This is a genomic window from Bradyrhizobium sp. Ai1a-2 (assembly GCF_000426245.1).
In the GTDB taxonomy this organism is placed as follows: domain Bacteria; phylum Pseudomonadota; class Alphaproteobacteria; order Rhizobiales; family Xanthobacteraceae; genus Bradyrhizobium.
In genome coordinates this window covers 276,518-297,971 of record NZ_AUEZ01000002.1, presented here as the reverse complement: position 1 = coordinate 297,971, position 21,454 = coordinate 276,518, and the positions used below count along the sequence as shown (strand labels likewise).

The 21,454-nt window shown below is 62.4% G+C and carries 17 protein-coding genes, 1 other RNA gene and 1 pseudogene; 13 read left to right on the top strand and 6 right to left on the bottom strand.

Translation table 11 applies throughout. The features are described 5' to 3' along the window. A pseudogene (locus K288_RS0102830) lies at positions 1 to 331 on the top strand (IS5/IS1182 family transposase); the annotation flags it as partial. Between the two features lie 61 nt (positions 332 to 392). On the opposite strand, the gene K288_RS0102825 reads toward K288_RS0102830, so the two are convergent. Together K288_RS0102825 and K288_RS0102815 are read right to left on the bottom strand one after the other, a co-directional pair. Beyond that, the gene (locus tag K288_RS0102825; protein ID WP_027578219.1) at positions 393 to 728 is read right to left on the bottom strand and encodes a hypothetical protein; all 336 of its coding nucleotides are present in this window, start codon (positions 726 to 728) and stop codon (positions 393 to 395) included. 1,095 nt (positions 729 to 1,823) lie between these two features. Next, complete coding sequence (locus tag K288_RS0102815) at positions 1,824 to 2,642, bottom strand: ATP-binding protein (RefSeq protein ID WP_256378810.1); 819 nt, start codon at positions 2,640 to 2,642, stop codon at positions 1,824 to 1,826. Between the two features lie 735 nt (positions 2,643 to 3,377). Here K288_RS0102815 and K288_RS0102805 point away from each other — a divergent pair. Next, positions 3,378 to 3,938 carry a hypothetical protein gene (locus tag K288_RS0102805; protein ID WP_152535354.1) on the top strand — a complete coding sequence of 187 codons (561 nt, stop codon included), beginning with the start codon at positions 3,378 to 3,380 and terminating at the stop codon, positions 3,936 to 3,938. A 530-nt stretch (positions 3,939 to 4,468) separates the two neighbouring features. Then, positions 4,469 to 6,271 carry an ABC transporter ATP-binding protein gene (locus K288_RS0102800; protein ID WP_027578215.1) on the top strand — a complete coding sequence of 601 codons (1,803 nt, stop codon included), beginning with the start codon at positions 4,469 to 4,471 and terminating at the stop codon, positions 6,269 to 6,271. Positions 6,272 to 6,277: 6 nt separating this feature from the next. Here K288_RS0102800 and K288_RS44440 read toward each other — a convergent pair whose 3' ends face one another. Both K288_RS44440 and K288_RS0102790 read right to left on the bottom strand, forming a co-directional pair. Continuing rightward, positions 6,278 to 7,237, bottom strand: a complete 960-nt coding sequence (locus tag K288_RS44440) for a DMT family transporter (protein ID WP_064737289.1) — start codon at positions 7,235 to 7,237, stop codon at positions 6,278 to 6,280. A 73-nt stretch (positions 7,238 to 7,310) separates the two neighbouring features. Continuing rightward, positions 7,311 to 8,054, bottom strand: coding sequence for a sulfite exporter TauE/SafE family protein (locus tag K288_RS0102790; RefSeq protein WP_027578214.1), 744 nt, complete (start codon positions 8,052 to 8,054; stop codon positions 7,311 to 7,313). A gap of 102 nt (positions 8,055 to 8,156) precedes the next feature. Between K288_RS0102790 and K288_RS0102785 the strand changes: the two genes are divergently transcribed. Further along, entirely contained in the window at positions 8,157 to 8,870 is a 714-nt protein-coding gene (locus K288_RS0102785; protein WP_027578213.1) for an alpha/beta hydrolase, read from the top strand. A 223-nt stretch (positions 8,871 to 9,093) separates the two neighbouring features. On the opposite strand, the gene rnpB is transcribed toward K288_RS0102785, so the two are convergent. Then, positions 9,094 to 9,519, bottom strand: an RNA gene (gene rnpB / locus K288_RS49380) — RNase P RNA component class A. Between the two features lie 150 nt (positions 9,520 to 9,669). On the opposite strand from rnpB, the gene K288_RS0102780 reads away from it, so the two are divergent. The 4 genes from K288_RS0102780 (at position 9,670) to K288_RS0102760 (ending at position 13,933) form a co-directional block, all read left to right on the top strand. After that, entirely contained in the window at positions 9,670 to 10,023 is a 354-nt protein-coding gene (locus K288_RS0102780) for a YciI family protein (RefSeq protein WP_027578212.1), read from the top strand. A gap of 39 nt (positions 10,024 to 10,062) precedes the next feature. Beyond that, positions 10,063 to 11,298, top strand: coding sequence for an RNA polymerase sigma factor (locus tag K288_RS0102775; protein WP_027578211.1), 1,236 nt, complete (start codon positions 10,063 to 10,065; stop codon positions 11,296 to 11,298). Positions 11,299 to 11,918: 620 nt separating this feature from the next. Then, positions 11,919 to 12,902, top strand: a complete 984-nt coding sequence (locus tag K288_RS0102765; protein WP_244443043.1) for a putative zinc-binding metallopeptidase — start codon at positions 11,919 to 11,921, stop codon at positions 12,900 to 12,902. Continuing rightward, positions 12,899 to 13,933: an ATP-grasp domain-containing protein gene (locus K288_RS0102760; RefSeq protein WP_027578209.1), complete on the top strand. Its 1,035-nt coding sequence runs from the start codon at positions 12,899 to 12,901 to the stop codon at positions 13,931 to 13,933. The genes K288_RS0102765 and K288_RS0102760 overlap by 4 nt, the downstream gene beginning before the upstream one ends. Positions 13,934 to 13,963: 30 nt before the next feature. Here K288_RS0102760 and K288_RS0102755 read toward each other — a convergent pair whose 3' ends face one another. Continuing rightward, complete coding sequence (locus tag K288_RS0102755) at positions 13,964 to 14,824, bottom strand: N-acetylmuramoyl-L-alanine amidase (RefSeq protein ID WP_027578208.1); 861 nt, start codon at positions 14,822 to 14,824, stop codon at positions 13,964 to 13,966. A gap of 472 nt (positions 14,825 to 15,296) precedes the next feature. On the opposite strand from K288_RS0102755, the gene rsmH reads away from it, so the two are divergent. The 5 genes from rsmH (at position 15,297) to K288_RS0102730 (ending at position 21,452) form a co-directional block, all read left to right on the top strand. Further along, entirely contained in the window at positions 15,297 to 16,289 is a 993-nt protein-coding gene (gene rsmH / locus K288_RS0102750) for a 16S rRNA (cytosine(1402)-N(4))-methyltransferase RsmH (RefSeq protein WP_244443042.1), read from the top strand. Between the two features lie 3 nt (positions 16,290 to 16,292). Then, complete coding sequence (locus K288_RS0102745) at positions 16,293 to 16,694, top strand: hypothetical protein (RefSeq protein ID WP_027578206.1); 402 nt, start codon at positions 16,293 to 16,295, stop codon at positions 16,692 to 16,694. Further along, positions 16,691 to 18,436, top strand: a complete 1,746-nt coding sequence (locus K288_RS0102740) for a penicillin-binding protein 2 (RefSeq protein WP_027578205.1) — start codon at positions 16,691 to 16,693, stop codon at positions 18,434 to 18,436. Before K288_RS0102745 ends, K288_RS0102740 begins: the two co-directional genes overlap by 4 nt. A gap of 128 nt (positions 18,437 to 18,564) precedes the next feature. Next, positions 18,565 to 20,022 carry a UDP-N-acetylmuramoyl-L-alanyl-D-glutamate--2,6-diaminopimelate ligase gene (locus K288_RS0102735; protein WP_027578204.1) on the top strand — a complete coding sequence of 486 codons (1,458 nt, stop codon included), beginning with the start codon at positions 18,565 to 18,567 and terminating at the stop codon, positions 20,020 to 20,022. Further along, complete coding sequence (locus tag K288_RS0102730; protein WP_027578203.1) at positions 20,019 to 21,452, top strand: UDP-N-acetylmuramoylalanyl-D-glutamyl-2,6-diaminopimelate--D-alanyl-D-alanine ligase; 1,434 nt, start codon at positions 20,019 to 20,021, stop codon at positions 21,450 to 21,452. Before K288_RS0102735 ends, K288_RS0102730 begins: the two co-directional genes overlap by 4 nt. Positions 21,453 to 21,454: the final 2 nt, after the last annotated feature.

Genomic DNA, 21,454 nt, shown 5'->3' with positions numbered 1-21,454 from the left:
CGAGCGCATCCTCGCCGACAAGGGCTACCGAGGTCACAATGCGCCACCCGATTACAAGTTCAGGGTGTTCATCTCAGGCCAGAAGCGGCGCGTGACGCCCAGGATCAAACGCGAGCTGCGCCGGCGCTCGGCCGTCGAGCCGGTCATCGGCCATCTCAAATCCGAGCATCGCATGGGGCGCAACTACTTCTGGTACCGCAAGGGCGACGCCGCCAACGCCGTCCTCGCCGCCGCCGGATACAACTTCCGCCGTCTCATCCGCTGGCTGGAGCTTTTGTTGCACCAAATCCTGGTCAGGCTCATCCTCCGATTTCAGCTCGTCCCAAGCTGAAATCAGACTTCTTCACGGGCGACGAATTTCTGTCAGAGCGCAGAAATGTTTACCAGTCCTGTTACACAGTGGGGACAGAGGGGAAAGCTGGGTTTGTCGGAGCAAGCGCTCGCTCTTGAGCAGCAACGGCCTCGCGCTCTCTTTTCACCTGACCGCTGTTGAGCAATTTCGCCAGATGCCACGCCGGGACCACGCCGTTCATCCCCGTGCTTACGCGTATATACTTCACGGTATTCGGCGCTTCATCCTCAACCATCCCGGTCGCAATGGTGGTCTCCTCGCTGATCTCCGCCCTGTCAGTGATGAAACCCCAGTTGATACCAAGGAGACGGATGGTGGAGCCTCCAATCGAGATGTTCCCTGTCTCCAGATTGTAGGAATCGCGGTAGATGTACACTGGCGCACCAGAATAGCCCGGGCGAGAAAGCATTTCGACGGCGAAGCTTGTCTGCTGGTAGCCGGCAGGATGCTGGATTCCCAGAGCTCCCCATACTTAGATGACCGAACCTAACTGAGGGAACGTTGGTCAAGAGACCGTCATGGTTCATAAATCTACCGACCATGAAAATACCGTCTCCAACGCCAATTAGACCGTCCCTGATGCTGTTTTTCTGAACAAACCAACTCTCGTCTATGCACCTGATCTTGTGAAGATTCGGATTCACCCGGACCAGTGAAACCGCGAGATCGTCGCCCGGACGCGCATGCCATTCCGCCGGGTCCTTATCGATGACGTCTGTACTGCCAAGCAACGTATTGACCCTGATTACAGAGCAGCCCGATTGGTGGACCACGTGCGCGTTGCTTACCGCGTACATGTAGGAACGACCCGGCGAATCAGGAATGGGCACACTTACGAACAGACCCGTGCCTCCCGCTTGACCGCCAGACTTGGCTGCCTCAACTGAGGGATACAGATAGAACGAAGCATCAAGTAGAGCTGCAGGTACTCGCGGCATGTCTGGATCATTCCAAATGATGAAGGGAGGGCAACAGGAGATGCCTCACTGCAATCGCTTCTCTGCCTCCGCGAGGAAGAGCACCGTTGCCGCGGTCATATGTAGAACATAGGAAATAAGCTCATCGGGTATATCGGGCGAAGGTCCCACACCTGCACCATGCCCTGCCTGTCTATTGCGAGGCGTCGATATCGCCGATTCAAGCACGCTCCGCAGACCATTGAAGTGGGTCTGCCAGTAGACGGGTATCCGCACCACGTGCCCCGGATATCCTGCAGCAACGCCGCACGCTAGTCCACGTTGAACTTCACCTGAGCATGGCCGCGCGATCATCCTTCCCCTCAGGGCCCCCGCGCCGTTCGGGTTGTCGATGTGTTCGAGATACGCGAGAGGCAGTGCAATCGTGGCGCTCGCTGGCGGAAACTGAGAGGTAGCGCCAAACTTCAGATGGCGGATGTTTTGCCGCCCGACTGGTGCTCTGTGTAGCACGAAAGGGTAGCGGTCGAGTGCCATCGGAGTGAACTGCCAATATCCTAAGGAGTTTCGCGATATACTTCTAAGTTCCCCGCAAACTGTTGAAGAGTCCAGTCGGCGTGAGCTGAAAACCCGGGAGTCTCAATGATGGTTCGTATGGTGTATTGCCGGAATGTCTGAGGGGCCACGCGAACCGAAATTACTGCGTCGGGCAGGCCAATCGAACTTTCCTTGAAAATGGGAAGGTCCTTTGGGGCAGCGAACCGTCTTTGATACCAGTGCAGATGCGTGCCATCCTTGTCAACGAAGCGACCAATTGCCTCGACACTCGAAGCAGCGTCAACAGCGACCTGAAGATCGAGCCCGATTGTCAAGGCAGCATACAGAGCGGGAGCAGAAGATAGGTTGGAGACAGAGAACATTATCTGAAATGCTTCTGATACCTCGTGGTTTGGTAACACTCTCAGGGCGTGTCTGCGGCCACCAGCCAGGGCGACTTCCACGTTCAGCATCGCCGTCGTTGAACGCCGCATAACGTCCCGGATTTCATAGTCCTCCATCGCGACGGCCTGTAGCTCAAAGCGCTTGTAGTACTTCTTGTCTGGCGCTTGGTGTGGTCCGGTGAACGTGGGACCGACCGTGATGACGAAGCCGTATCCCTTTTCACTCAGCGGAATACGCTGGACTGTTATTCCGTCTATACGAGGCTGGATGTGTGAATTGAGAATCTGGATGAGCCACTCTCTGGTGATCTTGTCATCCGTAACCCCCTCGTCGACTCCAGCCGGCATACGGGCCTTGTTGTCTTCCCGAATGCCGTAGATGATTTGACCGCCAGCCGAATTGGCCATCGCGGATACGTCTTTACAAGCTCGAATACGTCCTTTCTGTTGCGGGTGAGCGCCTGAGATCTCTTATATTCAAGATTTAGCGTCTCCTCGGCCTGCGTATCGACCATTCTTTGGAAGTCGGCGCGTTTATTGAACTCGAATTCAGTCATCGAAATCTTTCCCGGCCCAAATGAGGACTGCAATAGTACTTACTCGCCAACTTTGCCATGCTCCGCAAGTTATGGCCGTGCGATTTCGCGATTCGTCGGAACGTGTATCGGCGAGCGGTCAAATGCTCGATCAACCGCGCGGAATCGGCCAAAAATCATTCGGCGCCACCCTTCCGTAAGCACCCGGGGTTGATTTCTCCGGTTTTCTTTGGAACATCCTACAACTAAGACTTGAAGCTTCGAAGCAGCTGCATCAGCATAAGTCTTGATTTCATGAGTGCGGACGCAGCGACGATGAGGGTGAGAAAGGTATCCAAGGCCAAGACGGCAAGGACGGCGAAGAAAGCAAAGAAGGCCCGCCGCGCACCTGCACGGTCCACCGACTGGATGAAGCCACCACGCCGCAAGGTTGAAAAGCAGAAGAAATGACGAAGGACCGCAATTCCGATCAGGGAAAGTCTCGGCCGACGCAGCCGCGACCTTCACCCCAACACGAGCGCCCCCGGCCAGCACAGGACGACTGGATTCGAAAGGAATCGGGCAACAACATCCGAACGACGGACTGGAATAAACCTCCTCGTCCCAGTCCACGTCCCCGCCCAAAGGACGATGAGTGAGCGATTGGTCCGCTGACGGGTACTATGACGTCTCTTTTGCAGTCGAGCGCTGCCGGCGCTATCACGCCAAAATGCAGGCGTTCTATGATTGGTGTTACAATCTCACCAGAGCGGCGACTGCCTTGACTGGCACCGCCAGCTTCTTTGTTCTGCTGGCTCAAGGGACCGAGATAGCGAAGTACCTGACAGCAATTGTTGCCACTGCGGCCGCGCTTGATTCCGTCTTTCGGTTCAATCGGAAGGCCCGGGCGCATGAAGCTTTGACGCGAAGGTTTACTGACCTGAGTTCAAAGATTGCGGCTTGGGAGCCGATTCCGGCAAACCTGAAGAAAGCCCGCGCAGAACGCCTTCGTATCGAAAAGGACGAGCCACCAGTCCGAAGGCTTATCGACCTGCAAGCTCAAAACGAAGAAGCCAGGAGCCGCGACCTTTCGAGCGAACACATGGTGCCTCTAACTTGGGCTCAGCGCAGTTTTGGATACGTGTTCACGTTTGGCATGCAGCGCCTCGAAGATTGGCAGGCTCAGCACTCCGCGCCTCCACAAGCCGAGGTGTAGCCGCAGTGACAAACATCTTGAGAGACCGCCCCTTACCCAAGCACGGAGCGATGGCACGTTTTGGGGTCGTTAACGTGAGGGTTAGGAGCGTGATGATTTTTCTTCGAATCATCGTCCCGCTCTATCTTTTTGTTTGAGCATGATCTCCGCGCAAACGCTTCGCGTTTGTCGCGAGGGAAACCGGTATCCGCTTTTCCAGATAATGCTCTAGCCGCGAAAAGCTGCACTCACGGCTTTGTCATCTTGCAAATCACGCCTGACGCATTTATAAGCACCGCGTCGTCGCTCGAACCGGGGAGGATTTGCATGATTTCGGCTTATTCGCAGATCGCGCGCCCCTGTCCGATGTTTGTGCTGGGTATGCGGTCGCGCCGTTGACCGCCAGTTTTGGCCGGGTCTGACGCCCCGGTCCTCCAAGCCTTCCGACACTTTACCGACCTTTCAACGACGTTTGCGTCGCGCGTTTTTGCGCCATCGCGCGTCATTTCAGATGGAGCCGGCCTGCGCGGCGAGCGTGGCCGGATTGCGCCATGACCATTTCGTCCAGCAAACGTCCCGCCGCGATCCGCGTCGTGATTCCGTTTGCCTTCCGCCACTGGCTGAAACAGCCGACCCGCGCCACGACCGTATTGGTCGGCTTTCTCGGCGCCACCGTCGCCGACCTTTTCATGCCGGTCTACTCCGGCCATCTGGTCGACGCCCTGACGCGGGGGACGTCCGACCAGGCGGCGCGGCATGCCGCGATGGTTGCGTTCGGCGGCATCGTCGCGCTTGGCCTATTGTCGATCATCCTGCGGTTTGTCGGGCTGCAGGCGATCGTGCCGTTCACGCTGACGACGATGTCGGATGTGGCGCGCGACGCGTTCGCGCGGGTGCAGCGGTTCTCGACCGATTGGCACGCCAATTCGTTCGCCGGTTCGACCGTGCGCAAGGTCACCCGCGGCATGTGGGCGATCGACCTGCTCAACGACACCGTCCTGATGGCGCTGTTGCCATCGTTGATGGTGCTGGTCGGGTCGATGATCCTGCTCGGATTGCACTGGCCCGTGCTCGGCGCCGTCATCGGTGTCGGCGCGGTGATCTATGTCGCGATGACCATCGTGCTCTCGATGAATTATATCGCCCCCGCTGCGCGCGTCTCCAATGCCTGGGACACCAAGGTCGGCGGCACGCTGGCGGACGCGCTCACCTGCAACGCGGTGGTGAAATCGTTCGGCGCGGAGGCGCGTGAGGACACACGGCTCGCCGGCGTCATCGCCCGCTGGCGCAGGCGGGTGCTGCGCACCTGGCTGCGCTACAACGCAACCAACATGGCGCAGCTCGCGGTGCTCTTGTGCTTCCGCGCGTCCGTGATCGGCGGCGCCATCCTGCTGTGGCTTGCCGGCCGCGCCTCGCCGGGCGACGTCACCTATGTGCTGACGAGCTACTACGTCATCCACGCTTATCTGCGCGACGTCGGCATGCACATCAACAACCTGCAGCGTTCCGTGAACGACATGGAGGAACTCGTCACCATCCATGGCGAGCCGCTCGGCATCGTCGATGCGCCTGACGCAAGGCCGATCGACGTCCAGGGCGGAAGGATCACGTTCGACAACGTCACCTTCCTCTACGGCGGGCACCGGACGCCGCTCTATGATGCGCTGTCGATCGATATCCGCGCCGGCGAGCGTGTCGGCCTGGTCGGCAGGTCCGGCTCGGGCAAGACCACGTTCGTGAAACTGGTGCAGCGGCTCTATGACGTCTCCGACGGATGCATCCTGATCGACGGTCAGGATATCGCCAAGGCGACGCAGCAATCGCTGCGCAGCCAGATCGCGATCGTGCAGCAGGAGCCGATCCTGTTCCACCGCTCGCTGGCGGAGAACATCGCCTATGGCCGGCCTGGCGCCAGCATGGCAGCGATCGAGCAGGCGGCGCGGCTTGCCAATGCGCACGACTTCATCATGCGGCTGCCGAAGGGTTACAGCACGCTGGTTGGCGAACGCGGCATCAAACTGTCCGGCGGCGAGCGGCAGCGCGTCGCGCTGGCGCGCGCGTTTCTCGCCGATGCGCCGATCCTGATCCTGGACGAAGCGACCTCGAGCCTGGATTCGGAATCGGAGGCGCTGATCCAAGAGGCGATGGAACGGCTGATGAAGGGCCGCACCTCGATCGTGATCGCGCACCGGCTGTCGACGGTGCGCGGCATGGATCGCATCCTTGTGTTCGATCGCGGCGAGATCGTCGAGCAGGGCACCCATGCCGCGCTGACCGCGCGACCGGGCGGCATCTATCGCAGCCTGTTCGAGCGGCAGGCGACCGAGTTCAGCCGCGTCGCCGCGGCGGAGTAACGGCCTTCATTCGGGCGCGCGCGTCAGCGCGAGTCCGGAGTCACGAGGTTCCGGATGCAACGCTGCGCGTTGCTCTGGAACGACGGGCTTCCGGCCCCGTGTGCGCGCGCTGATCGCGACCGTCGCCACGACAGCGGTAGCGAACAGCACGACCTGCCAAGTGATCGTCTCGCCATTGAAGAGCGAGGCGAGCACGAAGGTGACGAAGGGCTGCAGCAACTGAATCTGCGAGACCCGCGCGATCCCGCCCATCGCCATGCCGGCGTTCCAGGCGAAGAAGCCGATCCATTGCGAGAATAGCGCGACGTAGAGCAGGCCGAGCCACGGCTTCAGCGAGATGTGCATCGGATCGGCCGGCATCGTCAGCGCAGCCGCCGGCAGCGCGAACGGCAAGGCAATCACCAGCACCCAGCTGATCACCTCCCAGCCCGGCATCTCCGCGGTGAGCCGCCCGGAGAAGGCATAGCCAACCGCGGCGACCGCAACCGACGCGAACAGGAAGAGGTCGCCCGTCGACAGCGTGCCGCCGCCACCGCGCAGCGCAAAGGCGATCACCAGCACTGCGCCTGCGACCGCAGCGACCCAGAACAAGGGCCGCGGCCGCTCGTGGGTGATGGCCACCGCCACCAGCGCGGTCGCGATCGGCAGCACGCCGAGCACGACGCCGCCATGGGAGGCGTCAACGCGCTGCATACCCTCGGCCATCAGCAGCGGAAACAGGATGGCGACGCACAGCATGACCAGCACAAGCTGCGGCCACAGCGCCCTCCGCGGCAGCGGCCGGCGCAACACGATCAGGAGCGCGAGCGAGCATAGGCCGGCGATTGCCGTGCGGATCGCGGTCAGCGCAATCGGATCAATTTCCCCAACAGCAAGCCGCGTCGCCGGCAGCGTGCCGCCGAAGATCGCCATGCCGATGAAGCCCAGCAACAGGCCAAGACGTTCGCGCGAGGAGGACGAGGACATGAGCTAGGTGGTTACCGGCTTTGCTCTCCCGCGTACAGCAATCTACTCGGTGCATATGGCAGCCATGCGCGCGCTATCTCGGAGCAATTCCGCTGCACACCAGTCCGATGCCGGACAGAAACAGCAGCCCGAGCACGATGTTTGTGAAATTCCGGTCGTTCAGCGCATGATAGGTTCGCGCGCCAAGCCAGGCGCCGGCCACCGTCGCAGGAAAGGTCACGACAGCGAGCCCGAGCACTTCCCTGGTGACGAAGCCCGCGAAGGCCTGCAGCAAGAGCGCCGTCGCCAGCACCGTGAAGTTGAAGGTCTGGAAAATTCCGCGCCGCTGCTCCTTGTTCCAGCCGCGCACGCTGGCCCAGAGAATCGGCAGCGGGCCGGAAAGGCCGGCCAGGCCGCCGAGGATGCCGCCGGCAAATCCGATCGCGCCGTCGAACGGCTTGCCGCCGAACTTGATCGCCATCGGCCTGCGTTGAAAATAAAGCGCGGCGGGAAACACCAGCAGCAATACACCGATGGTTAGCTTGAAGGTGTCGGGATCGGCATGCGCGATCAGCCGCGTGCCGAGCGGCACCCCGGCAAGCCCGCCGAGCACGAACGGCCAGACCACCCTGAAATCGATCGAGCGCCAGATCGATGGCAGGGTTGAGACCTGGCCGACGACCGAGCAGATCAGGACCAAAGGCACGGCAACGGCAGGCGGCGCTACGTAAAGCCAGATTCCCAGGGCCATCAGGGCAGTGCCGAAGCCAGCAAGGCCGGATACGAAGCCCCCGGCGAACGCGCCAACAAGCAGCAGCGCGATGGCGAATCCGCCCATCATCGTCTTGTTCTCATTGTGATCGGTCGTGCGTTTACACGAGGAGCCCGGCAGATACTATCGCAATCGGCTGTTTCAACGACAATCGCGGGGAACGCTTCGATGGCTTCAAACTCTGCAAAGACCTTTCTCGTCTGCCATGGCGCCTGGTCGGCCGGATGGGCGTGGAAGAAGATGCACCCCCTGATGCAGGCCGCCGGCCATCGGCTGATCACGCCGACCTACACCGGGCTTGGCGAGCGGGCGCATCTGGCGAACCCGTCAATCGATCTCGAGACGCATATTCAGGACGTGCTGAATGTCATCAAGTACGAGGACCTGCGCGATTTCGTGCTGCTCGGGCATAGTTACGGAGGCATGGTCGCAACCGGTGTCGCTGATCGGGCGCGTGATCGCGTCTCGCAGCTGATCTATCTCGACGCCTTCGTGCCCGCCGACGGACAATCACTGGTCGACCTCAACGAACCGCTGCGGGCGCGCGTGCGCGAACTGGCGAGCTCCGGCGGCTGGCGCATGCCGCCGAACCCGACGTCGCCGGACACCTCGCCGGCGGACCTCGAATGGTTGAACGCGCTTCGCGTCGACATGCCGATCAAATGCGCTGAGACGGCGCTCAAGCTACAGCACGGCGAGCTGGAACTGCCGCGCAGCTACATCTATTGCACGCGCATTCCGCCGGGCGACACGTTCGGACAATTCGCAAGACGCGCTAAGGACGATCCAGCATGGCGCTACTATGAGATTGATGCCAGCCATTCGCCCAACGTCACGGCGCCGGAGGCGCTGATGGCGTTGCTGCGGAAGATCGTTGCATGACAACGTCATTCCGGGGCGCGCGACAGCGCAAACCCGGAATCTCGCGACACATTCTCCGGATTTCGGGTTCGCATCTTCGGTGCGCCCCGGAATGAAGATCAAAGTGAAGCTGCCAGCAAATGGCGAGGGGTCCGGCGTGTTTGCGCCGAACCCCCCATTTGGTCCATCAAGACGCGTTTTCTTCACGCGAACCGGAAATCCACTTCGCTTGAAAACGCTTTAGGACATCAGCCGGCCTGTAAGCCGGGTTCTGTAGGGCACCATTCTCGCGAATGGTACGTGACGGCCATTCCTCTGGGACCGCCTTTGCAGACGGCCTCGAGCAACCTACCCGGACGGCGGGCCTGACATCGCCCTGCGGTGTTATCGCTTTCGCGAACAATCCGCGTTGCCGTCCCTATTCGGTTTTGCTCCCGGTGGGGTTTGCCATGCCGTCTCCGTTGCCGGAAACGCGGTGCGCTCTTACCGCACCTTTTCACCCTTGCCGCGCCGAAGCCCCGAAGGGCGAAGGCGGGCGGTTCGTTCTCTGTGGCACTTTCCCTGGGGTTGCCCCCGCCGGACGTTATCCGGCACCGCATGTCGATGGAGCCCGGACTTTCCTCCCCCGCGGCCTTTCGGCGCTTGCGGGAGCGGCCGTCCGGCCGACTGACGCCCATAGGCATGGGGGTTTGCGGCCGCAAGGTCAAGGCGAAAGCGGCCTGCGGAACCTCGCCGAATAAATTATCCTGAAGATGTCGTTTTGCGTGCCGCCCGCTCGACTGGGTGTCGGCGATCCAGCCGATCAAGAGGAGTGTTCAAGATGCAATATTTGCTGATGATCTATCAGAACGAGGTCGAGTACGCCAAGCTCGACGCGGCAACGAGCCAGAAGGTGATGGAGGAATATGGCGCGTTCACCCAGTCCATTATCCAGAGCGGCAACTTCAAGGCCGGCGACCGGCTGCAGCCGGTAACCACCGCGACCACCGTGCGCATTCGCGACGGCAAGACGCTGACGACGGACGGCCCGTTCGCGGAAACCCGCGAGCAGCTTGGTGGCTACTATCTGATCGAGGCCAAGGATCTCGACACGGCGCTGGCGATCGCAGCCCGCATTCCCGGCGCAAGATACGGGGCGATCGAGGTGCGACCGATCTGGGTGTATGATAAGTGATGGCCTAGCGCCGCCACTCCGGGGTAACGGCGTCACCGCATGACTCCATCCCAGATCGAAAAGATCTTCCGCGACGAGGCGAGCCGGGCGCTGGCGACGCTGATCCGCCTCGTCGGCGATTTCGATCTGGCGGAGGACGCGCTGCAGGATGCGTTCGCGGTGGCGCTGGAGCGCTGGTATGCGGGCGAATTGCCGCAAAACCCGCGGGCGTGGCTCGTCAATGTCGGCCGCAACAAGGCGATCGATCGCATTCGCCGCAATGCCGTGTTCCGCGGCAAGCAGCAGGAACTGACGCACGAACTCCTGCTCAACGCGTCTGCGCCATGCGAGATCGCCGATGCCACGCTCGACGACGACATGCTGCGGTTGATCTTCACCTGCTGTCATCCGTCCTTTGCCGACGAGGTGCAGGTCGCGCTGACGCTGCGCACGGTTTGCGGCCTCAGCGCGGCCCAGGTCGCGCGCGCCTTTCTCGTGAGCGAGGATGCGATGGCGCAGCGGCTGCTGCGCGCGAAGCAGAAGATTCGCCTCGCCGGCATTCCCTATGAAGTGCCGGAGCGCGAGGCGCTGGAGCCCAGGCTCCGCGGTGTGCTCGCGGTGATCTATCTCGTCTTCACCGAAGGCTATGCAGCGACCTCCGGCGAGGATCTGATGCACCCGGATCTGGCGCGCGAGGCGATCCGGCTGGCGCGGCTGATCGATGCGCTGATGCCCGCCCGCGGCGAGATCAAGGGGCTGCTGGCATTGATGCTGCTGCACGACGCCCGCCGCGCCGGCCGGAAGACCGCAGGCGGCGACATCGTGCTGTTGGAGGAGCAGGACCGCTCGCTGTGGGACTATCGCCAGATCGCCGAAGGCTTGCGATTGGTGGAGGAAGCGCTGCGCATGCCTGGCCGGCCGCAATCCTACGCCGTGCAGGCCGCGATCGCGGCGCTGCATGCCCGTGCGCCGAGCTATAAGGACACCGACTGGCCGCAGATCGCCGGTCTCTATGAAGTGCTGCTTCGCATCAGCCCGTCACCGGTGATCGAGTTGAACCACGCCGCGGCGGTATCGATGGTCGACGGTCCGGCGCGCGCGCTCGACCTGATCGATGCGCTGGAAGCGCGCGGCAGCCTCAAGGGTTACGAATTGCTGCCCGCCGTCCGCGCCGATCTCTTGCGCCGTCTCGGTCGCCATGACGCCGCGCGCGAAGCGTATCTGGCGGCAACCGCCGCGACCCAACTGGAGCCGCTGCGCCGGCTCTATGCGCGGCGCATCGCGGAGATGGGTTGATCACGCCACTTGGACCAGACACAGCGAAAGAACGCATGGGCGCTCGCGCCTGCGCGCCGCGCGGGTGGTAGCTCGTCGAGCCGCTCAGAACGAGAACACCACGAATGCAATGAGCACTGCCGAGCCAATGCTCGACAGCACCGCGATCGCAGCAAACAAGCGATCATTGTTCTGCATGACCTCCCCCAACCGATTGTAAGGATGAAATGATACACCCTTTGAGCGACACCTGCATGTCATGTTTTGGCAGGACAGCCCTGCTGCGACGCGCAAAATTGTCTCTATATATCAATATCTTGATTACAATAGATTGAATATATGAGATGGACTACTTTTGCGTGTGGTTGCTGCGTCGGTGAGCGCGGCGGCGGTTTCATTTTTGCGGCCGCAGTTGGTTCAAAGTCAAAGCTGCCCGAGACGCAAACCACAGTGTGTACTCATGGAGCCGTAGCAGTTGGGCGTTGGTGACTGAACGGGCCGCCGAACAACGGCACGCCGCGAAGGCTGGGCGGTTGTTGCCGGCAGCGTCCTATGACACCATCTCAGTACCTAGTTGTTATGCCTTCCAGGTACCTATGCCACGCCGGAAATATGCTTGGGAAAAGCTGTCGGATGAGCAGTTGCTCACGCAACGCCTCAGCAGTCTGAGGGTTGCGGTCGAAGACACTTGGCTCGAGGATTGTCTCAACGCTCTATATGAAGAGCTCGAAGGGCGGGGCATCCGGCTGCGGCCACACGCATGGATATCGAGCGAATGGTTTAGTCCGGCAAATGTACCCGGCATTGCCATCCCGTTCTATCTCACCCACCCCCGGCTGATGAAGATCGAGAAGAAAATGATGCTCGACGTCGAGGGCGGCACATGGACAGAGTGCATGGCCATTCTCCGTCATGAGGCGGGCCATGCCGTGCAGCACGGCTACCAGCTGCAACGCCGCCGGCGTTGGCAGCAGCTGTTCGGCCCGTCCTCGAAACACTACCCGCGCTACTACCGGCCCAATCCGGCCAGCCGGAGTTATGTTCAGCATCTTCGGCTTTGGTACGCGCAGAGCCATCCGGATGAGGATTTCGCCGAAACCTTCGCGGTGTGGCTGCGGCCGCGTTCAAACTGGCGGACGCGCTATGCCGGTTGGCCAGCGCTGAAGAAGCTCGAATATGTCGACGAACTGATGAACGAAATCGCCGGAAAGCGGCCGCTGGTCACGACGCGGGAGCGTGTCGATCCGCTGCATGAGCTCGGCCAGACGCTTGGCGACCACTATCAAAAAAAGCAGGCGTTCTACGCCTTCAAGCCACCGAAGACCTACGACCGCGACCTTTCCCGGCTCTTTTCCGCCGATCCACGGCATCGACGGGCGCAACCGGCTTCGGCCTTCATCAGGCGGCACCGCGCCCAGATCAGGCAGCTGGTTGCGCGGTGGACGGGCGAGAACCAGCTTACGCTTGATGCTGTGCTTGACGACATGATCTCCCGCTGCCGCGAACTCGACCTGCGCGCGACCGGCCCTGAACAGAAGCTTCTGATCAACTTCACCGTCCTGGTGACTGCCAAGACCATGCACGCGCTGTTCGGCCCGTCGCGGCGAAAATGGATCGCGCTATGAGACGCCTTCGCGTTCTAGTGCTCATGCATCCAGACTTCGTTCCCCCGGAGTCGACCGACGGATACACCGCGCGGCAAATCAACGAATGGAAAACAGAATACGACGTCGTGAGCACCTTGCGCGCGGCCGGCCATGACGTTCGCCCGCTCGGCGTGCAGGAGGAAATCAAGCCGGTGCGCGACGAGATCGATGGTTTCAAGCCGCACGTGGTATTCACACTGCTGGAGGAATTTCATAACGAGGTCGTGTATGACCAGCACATCGCAAGCTATCTGGAGCTGATGAAGATCCCATATACCGGGTGTAACCCGCGCGGCCTGATCCTGGCGCGCGGCAAGGATCTGTCCAAGACATTGGTGCACCATCGCCGGATCCCGGTGCCGGCCTTCGCCGTGTTCCCGATGCGCCGCAAGGTCAAACGGCCAGCGCGTCTCGCGCTGCCGCTCATCGTCAAGAGCCTGAACCAGGATGGATCCCTGGGTATCTCGCAGGCATCCATCGTCGATACGGACGAGAAGCTCGCAGAGCGAGTCGCCTTCATCCACGAGCGGATCGGGACTGCTGCCATCGCCGAGCAGTATATCGAGGGACGCGAGCTCTATGTCGGCGTGCTCGGCAACAATCGGCTGCGAGTTCTGCCGGTTTGGGAATTGAAATTTGGCAGCATGGGCGGTCACGGGGCACGGCACATAGCCACTGAAAAAGTCAAACACGATACCAGTTATCAGGAACGTGTTGGAATTGCAGATGGTCCCGCCAACAACCTTTCGCCGGACGTATCCGCCGGTATTCAGCGAATAGCGAAACGCATTTATCGAACACTGGGGCTTGATGGATACGCGCGCATCGACTTTCGCCTCGCAGCCGATGGCACTCCGTATTTCATTGAAGCGAACCCCAACCCCGAAATCGCGAAAAGCCAGGAGTTCGCTACGGCGGCTCAGCATGATGGACTCGACTACCCGGACCTGCTGCATCGCATTTTGGCTCTCGGAATAAGCCGGGCAAAGGCGGGCGTATCCGCAGGCTGAAGCGCAACACGAGACAGGTATGCAGGAGGCCTACTTCGCCGCAACCTCTGTTGCGGCTTCCGGCGGCAGGCTCTCCAGCAGCGCGTGCAAGGTGGCCATGGTTGAGCGATCGACGATGCCGTCGACGCGCGCCTGGCGGAAATGGCGCTGGAAGGCGGTGACGACTTCCATGGTGGGGCCGTCGAACTTGCCGTTGGTCGGGATGTTGTAGCCGTAGCGGGCGAACGCCTTCTGCATGTTGGTGACGTTGTCGTTGATCGCGCCCAGCTGGAGCGTCTCCCCACGCACGATCGGCGCAGGCTGAACCCAGTGCCCGACACCGGAATTGGCGAGCGAATGCCACGGGAACTTTTCGCCGGGATCCTTCTTGCGCGCCGGCGCGACGTCGGAATGAGCGAGCACGCGATACGAAGGCACGTTGCGACGAAGCATGATGCCGCGGCACAGCGCGATCACTGCTGCGATCTGGCGCAGCGGATAATCCGGATAGCCCCAGTCATGGCCGCGGTTGATGATCTCGATACCGATCGAGCAGGAATTGATGTCCTCTTCGCCGGCCCAGCAGGACACGCCGGCGTGCCAGGCGCGCTTGCTCTCCGGCACGCATTGCACGATGCGGCCATCCTCAAGCACAATATAATGTGCGGAGACCTCGGTGCCGGCGGTGCAGAGCTGCGCGATGGCGCCTTCGACGTCCGGCATGCCGGTGTAGTGCAGCACGATCATGTCGGGCTGCCGGTTGTTGGCGCGTTCGCCGAAATTCACCGACGGGATGACATCGGAGACGATGGAGGAATCTGGAGTAAAGGTCTTCATGTCGGCTAGGGCCCTGGGAACCGGAAGGGCGCGTTGACGCTTCGAATCAGCTGACGTGAACGAACCAGACGGCATCCAAAATCTCAAACCCGGCAGCGGTACGGCAGCCCTGCGATATCCGGACAGCCTCGAATTTACTATTCCTTTACCCTGCCATGGGTGCAATCACATGACGCGCACATCTCGCGGATTTTAGACCTGCCTGTGGACGGTGCGCAGCAGCCGGTTCCATGTGTGGTTAAAAAGCAAAAGAAACCGTGTCGGATTCGGCAACGCTTTCTTAACGCTAAGTGCCGTTACTAAGTGGTGAATAGCCGAACCGGTATTTGAGGGACGGCCGAGGCCCGCTTGCGCGCGAAATCCCATGGCAGCCCAGCAAACTCCGGTCGGAAATCAGGATTTGCGGCCTGATATGGGAACCGGCGTGTGCTTTGTGCCGCGGTTGCTCAGTTGGAACCGCGGCGCGACGCGCAACCATTCGAGGCGCCATGGGCTGGTCCGTGTCCAGTTTCGACCCTACACGCCGGACAATCTCCGGAGCCGACGCATGACGCCGGTTGCGCCACACATTTCCGTGCTTGGCCGCGAGGCGGTCGAGATGCTCGATCCGCGTGACGGCGGCATCTATGTCGACGCCACCTTCGGCGCCGGCGGCTATAGCCGCCTGATCCTCGCCGTGCCTGGAACCCGCGTCATCGGCATCGACCGCGACCGGTCGGCGATCACAGGCGGTTTCGATCTGGTCGATCGGGCCGATGGCCGGCTGACGCTGGTCGAGGACCGCTTCTCCAATCTCGCCGACATCTGCGCTGCCCAGGGCCTCAACGCCGTCGACGGCGTGGTGATGGACATCGGCGTCTCCTCGATGCAGCTCGACCAGGCCGCGCGCGGCTTCTCGTTCCGCCTGTCGGGTCCGCTCGACATGCGGATGGGGCATGCGGGGCCGACCGCGGCGGACGTGATCGCGACCGCATCCGAGCGCGATCTTGCCGACATCATCTATCTCTTCGGCGAGGAGCGGCACTCGCGCGGGGTGGCGCGCGCCATCGTTGCCGCGCGCAAGGAAGCGCCGATCACCACGACGCAAGCGCTCGCCGACATCGTCGCCAGGGTCGTCCGTTCCAAGCCGAACGAGATCCATCCGGCGACGCGGACGTTCCAGGCGCTGCGCATCTTCGTCAACGAAGAGCTCGACGAATTGCAGCGCGCGCTTACCGCCGCTGAGCACGTGCTGAAGCCGGGCGGGCGGCTGGCGGTGGTGTCGTTCCATTCGCTGGAAGACCGCATCGTCAAGAATTTCCTGGCTGAGCGCGGCAAGGTTTCCAGCGGCTCGCGGCATCTGCCCGAAGTGGCGCAGCTGGCGCCGAGCTTCAAGATTCTGACAAAACGTCCGCTGACGCCGTCCGAGGACGAGATCGCGGCCAATCCTCGGGCGCGGTCGGCCAAATTGCGCGCCGCCGAGCGCACGGAAGCATCGGCGCATGCCGAGAGTGCGCCGCCGTCATGGCCGACGCTCGAACGCGTGATGAGGGGAGGCTAGCGCATGCGCATCCTCCACTTCCTCGTGATCGGCTTCCTCGTGGTTTGTGCAGCCTATGTCTACCGCATCAAGATGGAATCGACGTCCCGTACCGAACGTGTGCTGCGGCTGAACGCCGAAATTCGCGAGCAGCGTGACGCGATCGCGGGCCTGCGCGCCGAATGGGCCAAGCTCGACTCGCCGATGAGGCTGCAGGGCCTCGCCGAGCGCCATCTCGCGTTGAAGCCGCTCAGCGCCAATCAATATGACTCGTTGAAGAATCTGCCCGAACGACCGCCGAACTTCGCACGACCGGGCTCGCCCGATCCGATTGGCGCGATGATCAACACCATCGAGGCTGCCGCCGACCAGGAGGGCGTGACCGGATCGGTACGAGAGCCCGCGCAGCAGGGAGATCAGCAATGACCGACCGCGCGCCAAGCACAAAGCCGGCCGAGCCGTGGCGGCAGCGGCTGATCCGGGGCCTGCTCTACGGGCGGAATGTCGACCGCAGCGCGAAGGCGCGCGCCCGTGTCGGCCTCGCGATCGTCGCTTTTGCGGCGGTCTACGCCATCATTGCCGGGCGGCTGGTGTTGTTCGCGATCGGCGCCGACAGCCATGGCGCGCGCCGCACTGCCGCGCAGGATGCGATCGCGACCGCGCGTCCTGATATCATCGACCGCAATGGCGCAGTCCTCGCGACCGACGTCAAGGCGCCGAGCCTGTTCGGCGAGCCGCGCCGCATCATCGACAAGGACGAGGCGATCGAACTTCTGACAGCGACGCTGCCCGACCTCGACACCGTCGAAGTGCGCGACCGCCTGTCCTCGCGAAAAGGTTTCGTCTGGCTGAAGCGCGAGATCACGCCGCAGCAGCAGCAGGATATCCACCGCCTCGGCGTTCCCGGCATCGGCTTCCTGCGCGAGAACAGGCGCATTTATCCGACCGGCTCTACCGTTGCCCACCTGATCGGTCTCGTGAACATCGACAACCAGGGCATCGCCGGCATGGAGAAGTGGCTGGACAATAACGGTCTGGCTGATCTGCATCGCGCGGGCTTTGCCACCGACCGCTTGCAGAAGCCGGTGGAACTGTCGATCGATCTGCGCGTCGAGCACGCACTGCGCGACGAGCTCCTGAAGGCCAAGGAGAAGTACAAGGCAAAGGCGGCCTCGGGCCTCGTCTCCAATGTCCGGACCGGCGAGATCGTCGCGCTGGTGTCGCTGCCCGATTTCGATCCGAACAACCCGAAGGAAGCGCACGATCCCGATCGCATCAACCGCCTGACCACGGGCGTGTTCGAGATGGGCTCGACCTTCAAGACGCTGACGCTGGCGATGGCGCTGGATTCGGGCAAGGCGACGCTCCACACCATGTATGACGCGCGCGGCGCGCTGCACTACGGCAAGTTCGCGATCCACGACACCCATCCGCTGGGCCGGGCGATCTCGCTCTCGGAAGTGTTCACCTTCTCCTCCAACGTTGGCGCGGCGCGCATAGCGCTTGCGCAAGGAGTCGAGGCGCACAAGGCGTTCCTGAAGAAGGTCGGCCAGCTCGACCGGCTCCGGACCGAACTGCCGGAGAGCGCATCGCCGATCGTGCCGAAGCGCTGGGGCGAATTGAACACGATCACGATCTCTTTCGGCCATGGCATCGCAGTTGCACCGCTGCAGGCGGTGATGGGCATCAATGCGATGGTCAATGGCGGCTATCTGATTCCGCCGACCTTCCTGAAGCGCTCGGAGGAAGACGCGAAGGCGACGGCCAAGCGGGTGATCAAGCCCGAGACGTCGGACAAGATCCGTTATCTGATGCGCCTTAATGCCGAGATCGGGACCGCCAAGTCGGCCGACGTCAAGGGTTATTATATCGGCGGCAAGACCGGCACCGCGGAAAAGGTGGTGGGCGGCCGCTATTCCAAGAAGCAGGTGCTGAACTCCTTCACCGCCATCCTGCCGGCCGATAATCCGAAGTACCAGCTGCTGGTGATGCTGGACGAGCCGAAGGCGCTGCCGGAGACCCATGGTTTCATCACCTCGGGCTGGAACGCGGTCCCGACCGGCGGCAAGGTCATCGCCCGTATTGCGCCGCTTTTGGGGCTCGAGCCGCGATTTGACCTGCCGCCGTCCGACCGCCTTATTCTTGCGGCATCGAGGACAACCCAGTAAGGCGTGGGGCAGGGCATGATCCGGAAGCGCGGATGCGGGGTTTCCACGGGGATCATGCTCAAACGGAAAGCGGGGCGACGCTACGACGGGTGCCGTCACGTCTGAGCAGCCGGCCGGACTGGAAGATCATGAGACTTCGCGACCTTTTCAGCGCTGATGCCACGATCGATCCGCAGGCGGAAGCCGTCGAGATCGGAGGGGTGACGGCTGATAGCCGCACGGTGAAGCCGGGCGATGTGTTCTTCGCGCTCGCGGGCTACAAGACCGACGGGGCGCGCTTCGTCGATGCCGCGATTGCCGCGGGCGCGGTCGCGGTTGCGGGCGAGCATCAGCCGCAAGTCGGTCTGCGCGTGCCTTTCGTCGTGACACCCAATCCGCGCCGCGCTTTGGCGCTGGCTGCGGCGAAATTTTTCCCGCGCCAACCCGAGACGATTGCGGCGGTGACCGGCACCAGTGGCAAGACATCGGTGGCGGCCTTCACGCGCCAGATCTGGCAGCGACTGGGGCACGATGCCGCGAGCATCGGCACCATCGGCCTGGTGTCGCCGAAGCGTACGGTCTATGGCTCGCTGACCACGCCTGATCCGATCGAGCTGCATCGCCAGCTCGACGAGATCGCGCGCGATGGCGTCACGCATCTCGCATTCGAAGCGTCCTCACACGGGCTCGACCAGTACCGCCTTGACGGCGTGCGCGTCGCCGCCGGCGGCTTCACCAACCTGTCGCGCGACCACATGGATTATCACCCCGACGTGGCGCACTATCTGAACGCGAAACTGCGGCTGTTCCGCGATCTCGTGATGGATGGCGGCGCGGCCGTGATTTCGGCCGATCATGATTGTTCGCCTGAGGTGATCGATGCGGCGCGTAAACGCAAGCTCAGGATCATCACGGTTGGCCGCAACGCCGATGGCGAGGATGGCATTCGCCTGGTCGACGCTTCGATCGATGGTTTTGCGCAGAAGCTGACCGTCGAGCACCATGGCCGGAAGCGCGCCATCCATTTGCCGCTGGTCGGTGAATTTCAGATCGAGAATGCGTTGGTGGCCGCCGGCCTCGCGATCGGCACCGGCAGCGACGCCGATGCCGTCTTCGCAAGCCTCGAACATCTCGAGGGTGCCAAGGGCAGGCTCGAACGCGTCGGCGAGCGCAACGGCGCACCGATTTTCGTCGACTACGCGCATAAGCCGGACGCGCTCGCCAAGGCGCTGCAGGCGCTGCGGCCCTATGCCAAGCGCAAGTTGATCGTCGTCATCGGCGCCGGCGGTGATCGCGATGCGGGCAAGCGTCCACTGATGGGCGCGATTGCCGCTGACAATGCGGACAGCGTCATCGTCACCGACGACAATCCGCGCAGCGAGAATCCGGCGGCGATCCGTGCTGCCATCCTCGCCGCGGCGAAGGGCGCCCGCGAAATCGGCGATCGCGCGGAAGCGATCAGGGCCGGCATCGCCGCATTGCAGCCGGGCGATGTGCTTTTGATCGCCGGCAAGGGGCATGAAGTCGGACAGATTATCGGCGACAAGACGCTGCCGTTCAGCGATCATGAGGCCGTGGCCGCGGCGCTGGAAGCGAGGGTCGCATGAGCACGCCACTCTGGACATCGGCGGCAATGGCGGACGCGATGCGCGCCGAAACCCAGGGGCGTTTGCCCTCCGGCGTCACCGGTCTTTCCATCGACAGCCGCACGCTTCGGCCGGGCGAGGCCTATTTCGCCATCAAGGGCGATGTGCATGACGGCCACAGCTTTGTCGAGGCCGCGTTGAAGGCGGGCGCTGCGCTCGCGGTGGTCGAAAGCGCGCAGCGCGAAAAGTTCCCCGCCGATGCACCGCTGTTGATTGTCGACGATGTGCTCGGCGGCCTCGTCGATCTTGCCCACGCTTCGCGCGCGCGGCTCAAGGCCAGGATCATCGCGGTCACCGGCTCGGTCGGCAAGACCTCGACCAAGGAAGCGCTCCGGCACGTGCTTTCGGCGCAAGGCGAGACGCATGCCTCCGTTGCTTCCTTCAACAATCATTGGGGCGTGCCGCTGTCGCTGGCGCGCTGTCCGGCAGCGGCGCGCTTCGCGGTGTTCGAGATCGGCATGAACCATGTCGGCGAGATCACGCCACTGGTGAAGATGGTGCGGCCGCATGTTGCCGTGATCACCACCGTCGAGCCGGTGCATCTGGAATTCTTCTCCGGCATCGAAGAGATCGCGGATGCCAAGGCGGAGATCTTTCTGGGTCTCGAGCCCGATGGAGCGGTCGTGCTCAACCGCGACAATGCCCAATTCGCAAGGCTTCAAGCGCGTGCAAAGGAACTCGGCATTTCACGCATCGTTTCCTTCGGCACTGACGCGCAATCCGACGCGCGGCTGCTCGATGTCTCGCTGCACGCGACATGCTCCGCCGTGCATGCCAGCATCCTCGGCCACGACGTCACCTACAAGATCAGCATGCCCGGCCGCCATATGGCGATGAACTCGCTCGCCGTGCTCGCCGGCGCGTCGCTGATCGGCGCGGACCTTGCGCGCGCGGCATTGTCGCTGTCGCAGCTCGAGCCGCCGGCGGGCCGCGGTGCGCGGCGCATGCTCGACGTCGGCGCCGGCGAGGCGACGCTGATCGATGAGAGCTACAATGCCAATCCGGCGTCGATGGCGGCGGCGCTGAACGTGCTCGGGCAGGCCCAGCTCGGCCCACACGGCCGCCGCATCGCCGTGCTCGGCGACATGCTCGAACTCGGGCCGACCGGCGCTGCGCTGCATCGTGGCCTGGCCGAGGTCGTCAACGCCAACAATATCGACCTCGTTTATTGTTGTGGTCCGCTGATGCGCAACCTCTGGGACGCTCTTTCCACGGGAAGGCGGGGGGGCTATGCCGATAGTTCGGCGAGTCTGGAGAGCCAGGCGGTCGCGGCCATCCGCCCCGGCGACGCTGTCATGGTCAAGGGATCGCTGGGTTCGAAGATGAAGCGGATCGTCAACGCGCTGGAAAAGCGCTTTCCCGGCAAAGCCGCGCACGAAGAAGCGGTATAGGC